The 12,454-nt window shown below is 32.4% G+C and carries 10 protein-coding genes; 3 read left to right on the forward strand and 7 right to left on the reverse strand.

Features of this window, described 5'->3' with window-relative positions; genetic code table 11:
* Positions 1 to 97: 97 nt before the first annotated feature.
* Positions 98 to 562, forward strand: coding sequence for a copper resistance protein NlpE (locus MYRA21_RS12505; protein ID WP_006259219.1), 465 nt, complete (start codon positions 98 to 100; stop codon positions 560 to 562).
* Between the two features lie 535 nt (positions 563 to 1,097).
* On the opposite strand, the gene MYRA21_RS12515 is transcribed toward MYRA21_RS12505, so the two are convergent.
* The 7 genes from MYRA21_RS12515 to tsaD form a co-directional block, all read right to left on the reverse strand.
* On the reverse strand, positions 1,098 to 1,391 hold the full coding sequence (locus tag MYRA21_RS12515) for a hypothetical protein (protein ID WP_235279910.1): 294 nt from the start codon (positions 1,389 to 1,391) through the stop codon (positions 1,098 to 1,100).
* The gene (locus tag MYRA21_RS19350) at positions 1,392 to 1,538 is read right to left on the reverse strand and encodes a hypothetical protein (RefSeq protein ID WP_235279912.1); all 147 of its coding nucleotides are present in this window, start codon (positions 1,536 to 1,538) and stop codon (positions 1,392 to 1,394) included.
* A gap of 288 nt (positions 1,539 to 1,826) precedes the next feature.
* Positions 1,827 to 2,405 (reverse strand): hypothetical protein, encoded by a 579-nt coding sequence (locus MYRA21_RS12520; RefSeq protein WP_039329246.1) that lies wholly within the window; start codon positions 2,403 to 2,405, stop codon positions 1,827 to 1,829.
* Between the two features lie 331 nt (positions 2,406 to 2,736).
* Positions 2,737 to 3,915 carry a class I SAM-dependent methyltransferase gene (locus MYRA21_RS12525; protein WP_006259214.1) on the reverse strand — a complete coding sequence of 393 codons (1,179 nt, stop codon included), beginning with the start codon at positions 3,913 to 3,915 and terminating at the stop codon, positions 2,737 to 2,739.
* On the reverse strand, positions 3,916 to 5,007 hold the full coding sequence (locus tag MYRA21_RS12530) for an AI-2E family transporter (RefSeq protein WP_006259213.1): 1,092 nt from the start codon (positions 5,005 to 5,007) through the stop codon (positions 3,916 to 3,918). It abuts the gene before it with no gap.
* Positions 5,008 to 5,018: 11 nt separating this feature from the next.
* Positions 5,019 to 5,723: a 16S rRNA (uracil(1498)-N(3))-methyltransferase gene (locus MYRA21_RS12535; RefSeq protein WP_006259212.1), complete on the reverse strand. Its 705-nt coding sequence runs from the start codon at positions 5,721 to 5,723 to the stop codon at positions 5,019 to 5,021.
* 9 nt (positions 5,724 to 5,732) lie between these two features.
* On the reverse strand, positions 5,733 to 6,755 hold the full coding sequence (gene tsaD / locus MYRA21_RS12540; RefSeq protein WP_006259211.1) for a tRNA (adenosine(37)-N6)-threonylcarbamoyltransferase complex transferase subunit TsaD: 1,023 nt from the start codon (positions 6,753 to 6,755) through the stop codon (positions 5,733 to 5,735).
* Positions 6,756 to 6,948: 193 nt separating this feature from the next.
* Here tsaD and MYRA21_RS12545 point away from each other — a divergent pair, with 193 nt between their 5' ends.
* Together MYRA21_RS12545 and pfkA are read left to right on the forward strand one after the other, a co-directional pair.
* A complete protein-coding gene (locus MYRA21_RS12545; protein ID WP_235279914.1) occupies positions 6,949 to 11,394 on the forward strand; it encodes a translocation/assembly module TamB domain-containing protein in 4,446 nt (1,481 codons plus the stop codon).
* Between the two features lie 71 nt (positions 11,395 to 11,465).
* Positions 11,466 to 12,452, forward strand: a complete 987-nt coding sequence (gene pfkA, locus MYRA21_RS12550) for a 6-phosphofructokinase (RefSeq protein ID WP_006259209.1) — start codon at positions 11,466 to 11,468, stop codon at positions 12,450 to 12,452.
* Positions 12,453 to 12,454 lie beyond the last annotated feature (2 nt).

Genomic DNA, 12,454 nt, shown 5'->3' on the forward strand with positions numbered 1-12,454 from the left:
CTATCATATCTTTCTTTTTTATATAAAAAAAGAATTGGTTCTTGTTCGTTCTATTATTTGTTGTAATTTTATTCTCTCAAATAATAAAAACAAAGTTATGAAAGGAAAAAAAATGTTAGCATTAGCTGTATTACTTACAGGTATTGCATTTGTTGGTTGTAAAGATACTAAAGCAACAGAAACAACAGAGACAGAGCAAACAGCTACAACAACTGAAACAGAAACTGCTGTTAAGGATGAGCACACTTCAGAAAACTCATTAGACTGGGCAGGTACTTACGAAGGAACTTTACCAGGTGCTAATAGTGATATTAAAACTACTGTAGTTTTAAATCAAGATAAAACTTACGCTAAGACTACAATCTATGTAGACAAAGCAGAAGAGAAGTTTGAAGAAAAAGGTACTTTTACTTGGAACGCTGAAGGAACAATCGTTACTTTAGTTGCTGAGGGTGAATCTACACAATATAAAGTGCAAGAAGGAAGCCTTTTAATGTTAGACCAAGAAGGTAAAGAAGTTACTGGACCTCTAGCTGATAAATATGTTTTAGCTAAAAAATAGTAACATAAGATAAAAAAGAAAAACCTTTCGTAAGAAAGGTTTTTTTATACCATTATTTTAAATACTTAGTAGATTGCTTAGCAATCTATCTTCTTAATATCTTCTTATTCTTTTATTCTTCTAGACCTGATATACATGGTTATACCAATAAGGAAAGTTAGAACACTAAAGAATATTTCTTTATCGTATTCATGTACTTTAAAAGCTTCTAATTGTTGTAAGGTTTCTATATGTATGTTATACATATAAAGTTGGTGGCCTAAAATGAGTAAGGAAGCAATAATGATAAAGCTACTAGTGATTTTTAGTTTCTGTTTCATAGTACTTTTCTTTTTTTATTACATGATCTAATATATTAAAAATATGTGAGTATTTTAGTTTTGTCATATTAAAAAGACTAAAATAGTTCATATTGTGTATTCTTAGGTAGTTGCTTTTAATAAATACCTCTTCAATACATATATTTAAAAACAAGAATTAGGCCAAAAAAAAGACTCATATTTTGAATACAAGTCTTTTATATAATTATATGTTGTTACTTAATTACAATTAATTCAACTGAAGTTAAGTGTTTATGATTAATTACAGTTAAGTCAATTTCATTTTGAGTTAATTTGTTTATTTTGAAATTGATATTCTCATTTACAACTGATGATTTTAGAGCTAATGAACTGCCATTTAGTGTATAAGTGCCTTTGTCGCTCTTCTCACTATATCTATCAAATAAGGTGTATTCACCATTTTTTAAAGTAATTTCTACAGAGGATACTTGATATGCTGTTTTCACAGCTTTATTAATATCTGCTGTAAAAGTATAGTACGTAGTCAACTACTTTCTCTCTATATTACTATGAGTAGCTGTTAGAGTTTGTGGTTCATTTAGTGTGTTATTATCATCAGAAGATGAACAGCCTTGAAGTATTGTAATCGTCAATATCGATAATAAGGCAACGGAAAAAGCGATAAATTTCTTCATAGTTTGTTAGATTTAGCTGAGTAAAGTGTGGTGGTCTAAACTCGTAATTTTAATTAAAAATATGGTAAAATATTAATAAAAACAAATTATTTTCTGATAAATTTTAGTAAAAATATCACACTAAGGTTAAATGAAGGGATAGTGGATGTATAATCACTTATCGCTTAATATATTATAATGTCAAAAGCTGACGTATAAAGGTATAAAAAAAGGCTTTTAGTTTTACTAAAAACCTTTTAAAATATGATGTTTTGTGTGTTTATTTTGATTTTAAATCGCAAAATACATTTATTCTATGCATGGAATGTTATCAATGAAGAATTGTGTTGGTTTTGTTTGAAGATCTACAATAGTTGATTTTAACTCATTCCTAATAATAAAAAGCTCTGAAGTACCTGGAAAGCGTATTTGAACCATTGATATAGGGGAAGCTTTTAATAGTGCTAAGTGCTCTTTCTTTATATAGAAATCAGCATCTAGTATTCTGATATTATTCTTCTTTTCTTGATCATAGGTATAAGTTCCGCAAACATCATCTCCTAGGTAATGTGCTGTAATGGTTGTTCCATTAACTAACTTTATTGAAACCATACTTTTTTTAGCTACACAAGTGATAGGAATAAAGTCAGGACTTTTTTGTAGATATTGCAAGTTTAGAAAGGGGTGTCCATTGTTATTTACTAAAGAAAAGAACAATGAGCTAGTGGTGGATACTCTGTCAAATTCATAAACAAGTACATTGTTTGTTTTTCTGTAATTAATTGTATCGTTAACTTCTTCATAGTCAATAGAACAATTTCTCTCTTGTGCATGTATCGAAGTGGTGATGTCAAGAGTAAAGATCAGTAAGAGTGCTAGTTTTTTCATTTGTTATTAGTTTGGTGACAAATTATCATTATTTTTTTAATAAGGCAATAGTATTATTGTAAATAGTGTGATAAACGTATGTGTTGTTTAAACCCAAATTACGCATTAGCCAAATACTACAAAGCAATTCTACTTCATAGTTCTTTCATTAGCTCTCAAACCATACTATAGTATGCTTTAATCACTAATTCAGACCTATTTTGTATAATTACTTTTCGTTTATATGTCTATTGCATAATTCGGGTTTAAATATCCCTATTGCTTAAATAATTTAAGTGTCCTTATGATATAAAAAAAGGCCATATTAAATACTATATGACCTTTAGAGGAGTTATGTTCGTGAGCAAATAATAAAGATTCGTTCACTTTTGATATTTGTAGTGAAAAAGATGTACGTATCTCCTCCGTCTTTTATTTTCCATTTCTTTCTAATTTCCTCAACTTTTATAGGGAAATTTCTAGTCGTGACATTTGCTTTTGTATTTAGCAAGTGTTTTTTTGCTTCTTGTTTATTATATGGAATGATTTGTTCTATTGTAAATCTTCTTCCAGGAAAATCAATTAATGCATCACTAGTATAGAGATGACTATGTGGGTGTAGTTTGTGTAAATTAAACTGTTTACTTATTGCGTCAAATCTACCTGTCTTTAATATAGCTGCATTGGGCTCATATAGATATTGTTTAGGTTCACTGAATAGTGATGTACTATTATCGTCTAATGAAGAAATAAATAGTTGTGTATCGTCTTTTGTAAGATTAACAGCATTAAGTTCAACAGATCCTGTATAGTCTTTTTCTAATATCCATAATAGTTCTTTAACTTCATTATGAAGAGCTACGATATGAATGCTTTTTACATGTTTTAATTCGTTTAGACCAGCCTGTATGTCTAGTAGAGGAGAAGTCTTAATCAAGATATTAGTACTTCTAGAAAATAATAAATCTAGATGCTCAGGTACATTAGGGGCGCAATCACTTAAGAAAAACACTTTTTCTTTAGAGTCATTTCTTCTATGTGGATCTACATAGATATAATCCCATGGTTGATTATGTTGAGCCAAGTAGTCTAAACTATCACCAGTATGGCACTTAATATTATCAACTCCTAATGCCTGATTATTAAGACGAACTATTTCGCTAAGGTCTTCTTGCATCTCACAATGCAATACTTGCTTTATGTTTTTACTAAAATAATAACAGTCTATACCAAAACCACCTGTTAGATCTATCAAAGTGTCACCAGATATTAGTGAAGCTTTATAAGATGCACAAGGTTCGGATGAGGTTTGTTCTATAGAAAGCTTTTTTGGGAATAGGATATTTTCTGTTTCAAACCAAGTTGGTAGTTTGTCTTTAGTTTTCTTTTTTGATTCTATTTGAGTTAATAAGTCACTCATAGAGATATCTTCAAAAGGGCTCTTTTTAAATGCTATTTTAGTTAGATCACTATTTAAATGATCTTGTATATATTGTTGTACTTCTTGTGATAAGAATAGTTCTGTTTTCAATTATAATTTCTTTGTGAGTAATTGTACAAATTTATTGTTTGGCAAGAATTCTTTAGCAATTACTTTGATACAAGTGTAAATAGGTACTGCTGCTATCATACCAAATATTCCTCCAAACATGCCGCTTGCAAGAATAACAATAAATATTTCTAATGGATGTGATTTAACGCTATTAGAGAAGATTAAAGGTTGGTTAATAATATTATCTATTAGTTGTATAAATAAGAAGCCAAGCATTACGGTAATTGCCTTAGGTAAGGTAACTTCACTAAAGTTATCCCCTATAAAACTCAACATCGTAAACAGGACAGATAATATATTACCAATAAGAGGTCCAATGTATGGAATGATATTCAATATAGCGACTAAGAAGGCGATCATTAGACTTCCTTTTACACCTACTACAGCTAATAGGATAAAAGCGAGTACAAATATTATAGACATCTGTGCAACTAGCCCTAAAAAGTAACGTGATAGAAGGTTGTTTATCTTATCGATTGATTTCAAAACTTTAATCTCGTGCTTGCTAGGGAATAGCTTTTTGAATTGATATTCAAGTAAAACTTGATCTTTTAAAAAGAAGAAGGTGATAAATAGAATAGCAAAAACTCCCATTCCAAATTCACTTAGCAAACCTAGTATGGTATTAAATAGGTTAGGTACAAAGTCTAACTTTAAATGAGATCGGAAATTAGCTCCTTCTATTATTTTATCTAAGCTGAATCCTTTTGTGTCTAAATAGAAGTCTATCTTGCGTATAAGGCCATTGAAATCTTCTTGTAGGTGTGATGTATTCAATACAGACAAGTTTTGAGCTTGTGTAGTGAATAAAGGGATAAACATGAATATGAAGCTTAGGAAGAAGGCTAAGAAAAGGATAACTGTCAAAGTAACAGCAAATACTTTAGATAGACGAAGTTTTCTTCTTAAAAATTCTACAATAGGCTTGCCAATTAAAGCCAATACAAAGGCAAATCCAGTATATATAAATATTGAACTAATTTGCAAAAGCATTTGACCTAATACAGCAAGAGAAAATAGAATTATAACTGCACGTATTATTCCTTTAGAAATCGTCTTAGCATCCACCATAATAATGATTTTTATTCATTTGTAAATACGAAACTATGCACGGCTACTAAAGCGGCTGTTTCTGTTCTTAATCTTGTATGTCCTAGTGATACTGGTCGATATCCTTTTGCTAATGCTAAGTTAATTTCATTGGTAGAGAAGTCTCCCTCTGGACCTACTAAAAGTAAATAATTTTTGTGAATATCTATACTGTCTTTTAGCAAGACTTTTTCGGTTTCTTCACAATGAGCAATATATTTTTCTCCTTGATGGTCTTGATTTAAAAAGTCTTTTAAGCTTATGGGGTCGTTTAGAATAGGTAAATGATATTGTAAAGATTGTTTCATTGCGGATTGAATAATTTTTTCAAATCGCTCTGTCTTTACTATTTTTCTCTCAGAATGGTCGCAAATAATTGGCGTTATCTCGTGTATCCCTATTTCTGTTGCTTTCTCTAAAAACCATTCGTAACGTTCGTTCATTTTCGTTGGTGCAACGGCTAAGTGTAGGCGAAATGGAGTAGGTGCTTGATCTTCAGAATCGATAATCTCAGTAACACATTTTTTGTCCGAGTCTAAAGTAATTTTAGTTGTAAACAATGTGCCTTTACCATTGGTAACATATAGGAGATCTCCCATTTTACGTCTTAGTACTTTGATGATATGTTTACTTTCATCTTTATCAAAAGTGAAAGATGTTTGTCCTTTTTCGATTTCTGGCGAATAAAATAATTGCATACTTAAGTTTTAGAATTCAATACGTGCTTTAGAAACTACTGAAGAATCAGCAAAAATAGATTCTTTGTATTTATAGTACCCTACTATTCCAATCATAGCAGCATTATCTGTTGTATATTCAAATTTAGGGATGAATGCTTTCCACTTATATTTTTTCTCTCCTTCTTTAAGTGCTTGTCTAATACCAGAGTTAGCAGATACACCACCACCAATGACGATTTGCTTAATCCCTGTTTCTTTAACTGCAAGTTTAAGTTTGTCTAGTAAGATTTGGATAATGGTATACTGAATAGAGGCACATATATCAGCTTTGTTTTCTTCAATAAAATTAGGGTTAGTGGCTACATTTTTTTGAATAAAATAAAGAAACTGTGTTTTTAAACCACTGAAACTAAAGTTCAGTCCGTCTACTTTAGGTTTAGTGAAAGCAAATGCTTTGGGATTACCTTCTTTAGCATATTTATCAATTAAAGGACCTCCAGGGTAAGGGAATCCCAAAACTTTAGCAGATTTGTCAAAAGCTTCTCCTACAGCGTCATCTGTGGTTTCTCCTAGTATTTCTAAGTCAAAGAAACTATTTACCTTCACGATTTGGGTATGTCCACCTGAGATGGTCATTGCTAAGAAAGGAAACTCAGGTTTGTCATATCCTTCTTCATCTATAAAATGACATAAGATATGGGCGTGCATATGATTTACAGCCACTAATGGAATATCAAGAGCTAGAGATAAACTCTTGGCAAATGATCCGCCTACTAATAGTGACCCCATTAGTCCAGGGCCTTGTGTAAAGGCAATACCATCTAAGTCATCCTTCGTTATTCCTGCTTTTTTAAGAGCAATGTCAACCACAGGAACGATGTTTTGTTGATGAGCACGAGATGCTAGTTCAGGAACAACACCTCCATACTCTTCGTGTATTTCCTGTCTTGCGACTATGTTTGACAATACTTTGTTGTCAGCCATGATTGCGGCAGAAGTATCATCACATGAGCTCTCTATGGCTAAAATATAGGTAGGTTTTAAAGACATTTTAATATTCTATAATTGTATAATTTATTAAGGTAAAATCTACCCAACCCTATGGAAAATTATATAAATTTGCTTATTGTTTGGTTTTTATAAGAAACCACGAGTAGATTGGGGCAAATTTAAAACATTAATAGTTATCAAAAAATTTAATAAAATACTTTTTCGCCTATTATTGGCTGTCTTTAGCTTGGTTGTGATCATTGCAGGGGCACTGTCTTTGCCTGTGGTTCAAACCTTTCTGGCTCAGCAAGCTATGGAGAAGATTAATAGCCAGTTTGGTACTAAGTTAGAGATAGAAAGACTAGCAGTCAGTGTATTTGGTCGAGTTACATTGAAAGAGGTTACTGCAAAGGATAATCACGATACTAATTTTATAGAAATAAAAGCCTTTACAACGAGTATTTTAGATTTTAATGAACTTATTCAAGGAAGACTATATTTTGGTAAAACTAAGGTGGATGGACTGTATTTAAGAATACATAAATACAAAGGAGAAGAGTTTACAACCTTAGATCAGTTGATTAATGCATTTGATGATGGAAAAGAGGGAGAAGGTAAGTTTAGGCTGAAATCTTCTCATCTAACAATTAAAAATACTCATTTGATCATTTCTGACGATGAAGCAGAAACACCAGTAGCAATAGATTTTAAAAATATTAATGGGGAAGTAGAAGACTTCTTTATTAAAGGACCTGATATTTATGCTAATGTTTTGAAATCTAGTTTTGAGGATAATTGGGGTATGGGCGTGACAAATCTGTCAGGTAATTTTACTCATACTAAAACTAGTATCTCTATGGAGAAGCTAGATTTACAAACGAAAAAGTCGGCTATAGAAGGAGATATTAAGTTCACTTATGCTTTAGGAGATATGAAGTACTTCGTAGATAAGGTGAATTGGGATTTTGAGATTAGAAAAGCAGTATTGAATTCCTCAGATTTAAATGCCTTTACAGGTATTTTTGCAGAGAATAAGATGGTGTATGTTACAGGGCATATTAATGGTGTGATGAACGATTTTACAATGAAAAATGTAAATTTAGTAGATGACAATATGTCTAATGTGAGAGGGTTATTTAGTTTTAGAAATGTATTCGATAAAGTAAAGCCGTTCTGGATGAAGGCTAATGTGGATCGACTATTTATTACTCGTGATCACATTGTAGGGTTAATGCCTGAGTTATTGCATGAACTATTACCTACGGAATTAACTAATCTTGGACAAGTAGATATCAAAGGAGATATCGAGATGACGAAGCGCACCCTAAAAACAGATATTGATTTATTGACGTCTATTGGAAAAGGAAAAGCTGTTATAGATATAGAAAACCTTGATAATCCCAATCTAGCTGCTTATAAAGGGGATATTGTTTTAGAGAAGTTTGACTTAGGAGAATTTATAAAGAACCAGAATTTTGGTTTGACTTCTGTAGATTTAGAGGTTGATGGAGTTGGTTTTAATCAAAAATCTTTAAACACAAGTATTAAGGGAGATGTGTTCTCTTTTGACTTTGCTAAGTATAAGTACACGAATATTGCGGTAGATGGATTGTTAAAGATGCCTTATTATCGCGGTTTAGTACACAGCCAAGACCCTAATTTGCAGTTAGACTTTAATGGGATGATAGATTTGAGTTCAGAAGTTAAGAACTATGATTTCATTGCAGATGTTGACTACGCAGATTTATATGCATTACATTTAGTAAATGATACACTTTCTAAATTTAAAGGACAGTTTGAGTTTAAAGCTTCAGGTAATACTCTTGATGATTTAGCAGGTACATTTACAATGCGTAATACTACTTATATCAATAGTAAAGATGAGTATGTATTCGGTCATTTTACATTAAATTCGGAATTTAATCCAGAGAATGAACGTCTTATTTCTTTTGTGTCACAGGAGGCAATAGAGGGGTATATTAAAGGTAAATTCTTGTTTAAGGATTTAAGAGCATTGTTTACTAATGCACTAGGAAGTTTATATACTAACTACTCACCTTATAAGATTAAAGAAGAACAATATCTCGATTTTGACATTACAGTACACAATAGGTTAATAGAGGTGTTTTTGCCACAATTGACTTTAAGTGCATCAACACATGTTGAGGGAAATATAGATAACGATGATAATATTTTTAAACTGAACTTCTCTTCACCAAGTATTGGTATTGAAGATTTCAATTTTTACAATGTATTGTTAGATGTAAATAACTCTAACCCTTTATATAATACTTATGTTTCACTGGATAGTATGAAATCTAAGTTTTATCGTATCACAGATTTTAATTTATTAAACTTGACTCATAATGATACACTATTTGTTCGTTCTGAGTTTAAAGGAGGAACGCATGGTAAGGATAAGTTTAATCTGAACTTATACCACACTATTAATGAGGAAAACCTATCTGTAGTAGGGTTTAAGAAGTCAGATATCTTCCTAAAAGACTTCTTGTGGAGTATTAATGAAAGTGATAATAAGAAGAATAAAGTTATTTTTAATAAGAAGTTAGAGGACTTTACTATTGATGATTTATCATTATCACATAATGGACAAGAGGTCAATCTGACAGGCGCAGTAAGAGATTCAACTTACAAACATTTTGATTTAGAGTTTAAGCAAGTAGACTTAGCTAAGTTTGCCCCTGATATTTCTAATCTAGAGTTCGCTGGTAATATAGATGGTGATTTACATTTCTCTCAGGTTAAAGATGTGTTCCAACCTAAGGTAAATATCAATATAGATGAACTAGCTGTCAATAAGGTTAGGCTAGGAGATTTAGCTTTCCATGTTGACGGAGATGAGCGTTTAAAGAACTTTAAAGTTCAGTCTAGCATTGTGGATAATGAGAAAGAAAAGTTCTATTTAAATGGTGATTTAGCTATTGTCAATAAACAGATGCAATTAAATCTAGAATCAGGATTTAAAGATTTTTCTGTTAAACCGATAGAACCTTTACTTAAAACAATTGTTTCTGATGTAAGAGGAACTACATCAGGAAAAATTAATATTCAGGGTACAGCGAAGAAACCTGAGGTGAATGGACGATTACACCTAAATAAGGCAGGTATGAAGTCTAAGTTCACTGGAGTAGATTATAATTTTGAAGAAGATGCTGCTTTAGATTTAACAGAGCGTCAGTTTATCTTGCGTAAAGTACGTATTATAGATTCTAAGCATAAAACAGAAGGAATTATAGACGGAGATATTTCTCATAAGGCGTTTAATGATTGGGCATTGAATTTAGTGCTTTCTTCTCCTAATTTATTAGCCTTAGATACTAAATTCGAAGAGGGAAGTATCTATTATGGTAAAGCCTTTATTAATGGAATGGCTAAGTTAAGTGGGCCAGTAGAGATGTTAGCTATTAATATTAATGCGACATCTAATAAAGGAACCGCTATTAAGATTCCGTTGAAAGAAGCGCAAGGTACTGGTGAGAATAACTTTATACACTTCTTATCACCTCAAGAAAAGGCATTGCGTCTCAAAGGAAAAGAGTATGATATGTATAGATATCGAAACAGTGGTATAGAGCTTGACTTTGAGTTTGTATTAACTCCTGATGCAGAGATTGAAATTATACTAGATCGTGAGTCTGGACATGCTATGCGAGGTAGAGGAGCAGGTTTTATTACTATGGAGATAAATACCTTAGGTAAGTTTAACATGTGGGGGGATTTCCAAGCGTATGAAGGAGAGTATAACTTCCGATATGGTGGGTTGATTGATAAGAAATTTGTTGTGAAGAAGTATGGTACGATTCGTTGGGATGGAGACCCTATGAATGCAATGTTAGACTTGCAGGCAATTTATCATACAGATGCAAATCCAAGTGTAATCATAGATAACTCTATTATCAATAGAAAAGTACCTACAGATGTTGCTATTGTCTTAAATGGTAGTTTAAGTAATCCTGAGGTAGACTTTGAAATCAACTTCCCAACAGTGAGTTCTGTAGTGAAGTCAGAATTAGATTATAGGCTGAGTGAACGTGATATGCGTGAGCGTCAAGCGATGGCTCTGTTAGCTACAGGAGCATTCTTCTCTTCTGATAACTCTTCTTCTACATTAGCAGGAAGTTTATTTGAGCGTGCTAGTAGTATTTTTGATGAGATATTTTCGGATGAGGACGATAAGTTTAAAGTAGGGTTAAACTATGCACAAGGAGAGCGAAATCCTTATACACAAACGGAAGGACGTGTAGGGGTAACCTTCTCGACTAAAGTTAACGATCGTATTTCTGTCAATGGTAAACTGGGTGTACCTGTAGGAGGAGTGGAGCAGTCTGTGATCGTAGGGGATGTAGAGGTGATGTTACGCCTTAATGAAGAAGGGTCTTTAAGTGCAAGAGTATTTAATCGCAAAAATGATATTAACTATATCGGTGAAGGGATTGGATATACGCAAGGTGTAGGATTGTCTTATGAAGTAGATTTTGATACTTTTAAAGAATTGATCTCAAAAATCTTAAATAGGGCTAAAACAAGAGAGAAAGACCAAAGTAAGAATAAAAAGCAAGATACTAACCGATCAGAAGAGTTACCAGACTCTGACTTTAATAGGGATTTTATCAAGTTTTATGAGAATAGAAGGAAGTCATCTACAGCTCCGTCAGACACTTATAATTTAACAAAATAGAGGTGGAATAAGGGGCTTCTATTTTTGTTAAAATGGTCTATTATTCGTAAATTTACTCAAAACGATAAAATATGAGTAAGGCGATTAAAAAGATCGGTGTCTTAACTTCTGGAGGAGATGCTCCAGGGATGAACGCAGCAATTAGGGCAATTGTTCGTACTTGTTCTTTTCACGATGTAATGTGTGTAGGAATATTTAGAGGATTTCAAGGATTAGTTGAAGGTGATTTTGAAGTATTGGGACCTCGTGATGTAAATTACATTATTAATAAAGGAGGTACTATCCTTAAAACAGCTCGAAGCGTAGCTTTCCGTTCTGAGGAAGGTCGTAAAACAGCTTATGAGAACTTAAAGAATGCAGGTATTGATGCATTGATTGTTATTGGTGGAGACGGAAGTTTTACAGGAGCTATGATATTGAGCAAGGAGTATGACATTCCAGTAATGGGAATTCCAGGTACTATTGATAATGATATACACGGTACAAGTCATACTATTGGGTTTGACACTGCCTTAAATACAGTAGTAGATGCTGTAGATAAAATTAGAGATACTGCCAGCTCACATAAACGTTTATTCTTTGTAGAAGTTATGGGGAGAGATGCAGGTCATATCGCACTGAATGCAGGTATTGGAGCTGGAGCAGAAGAGATTCTTATTCCAGAAGAGAATATGGGAATGGAGCGTCTACTAGAATCTCTAAAGAAAAGTAAAAAATCAGGAAAATCATCTAGTATAGTTATCGTAGCAGAAGGTGAAAAATTAGGTAAAAATGTATTTGAAATAGGAGAATACGTAGAAACTAATTTGCCAGAATACGAGGTACGTGTGTCTGTATTAGGGCATATGCAAAGAGGAGGAGCACCATCTTGCTTCGACCGTGTATTAGCAAGTAGATTGAGTGTGAAAGCGGTTGAAACGTTATTAGCAGGAGAACGCAACTATATGGTTGGTTTGATCAATGATCAAGTAGCGCTTACACCATTAGAACAAGCAGTAAAAGGTCATTCTCCAATAGATCAGGAACTACTTAGAGTATCTGATATCATCACAATTTAAAA

The organism is Myroides sp. A21 (genome assembly GCF_000807225.1).
In the GTDB taxonomy this organism is placed as follows: Bacteria; Bacteroidota; Bacteroidia; order Flavobacteriales; family Flavobacteriaceae; genus Flavobacterium; species Flavobacterium odoratimimum.

Bases quoted from the DNA above. Each gene is read 5' to 3' on its own strand.
- MYRA21_RS12505 (WP_006259219.1), top strand. From the start codon at position 98: ATGAAAGGAAAAAAAATGTTAGCATTAGCTGTATTACTTACAGGTATT.
- pfkA (WP_006259209.1), top strand. From the start codon at position 11,466: ATGAGTAAGGCGATTAAAAAGATCGGTGTCTTAACTTCTGGAGGAGAT.
- MYRA21_RS12535 (WP_006259212.1), bottom strand. From the start codon at position 5,723: ATGCAATTATTTTATTCGCCAGAAATCGAAAAAGGACAAACATCTTTC.
- MYRA21_RS12530 (WP_006259213.1), bottom strand. From the start codon at position 5,007: ATGGTGGATGCTAAGACGATTTCTAAAGGAATAATACGTGCAGTTATA.
- MYRA21_RS19350 (WP_235279912.1), bottom strand. From the start codon at position 1,538: ATGAAGAAATTTATCGCTTTTTCCGTTGCCTTATTATCGATATTGACG.
- MYRA21_RS12520 (WP_039329246.1), bottom strand. From the start codon at position 2,405: ATGAAAAAACTAGCACTCTTACTGATCTTTACTCTTGACATCACCACT.
- tsaD (WP_006259211.1), bottom strand. From the start codon at position 6,755: ATGTCTTTAAAACCTACCTATATTTTAGCCATAGAGAGCTCATGTGAT.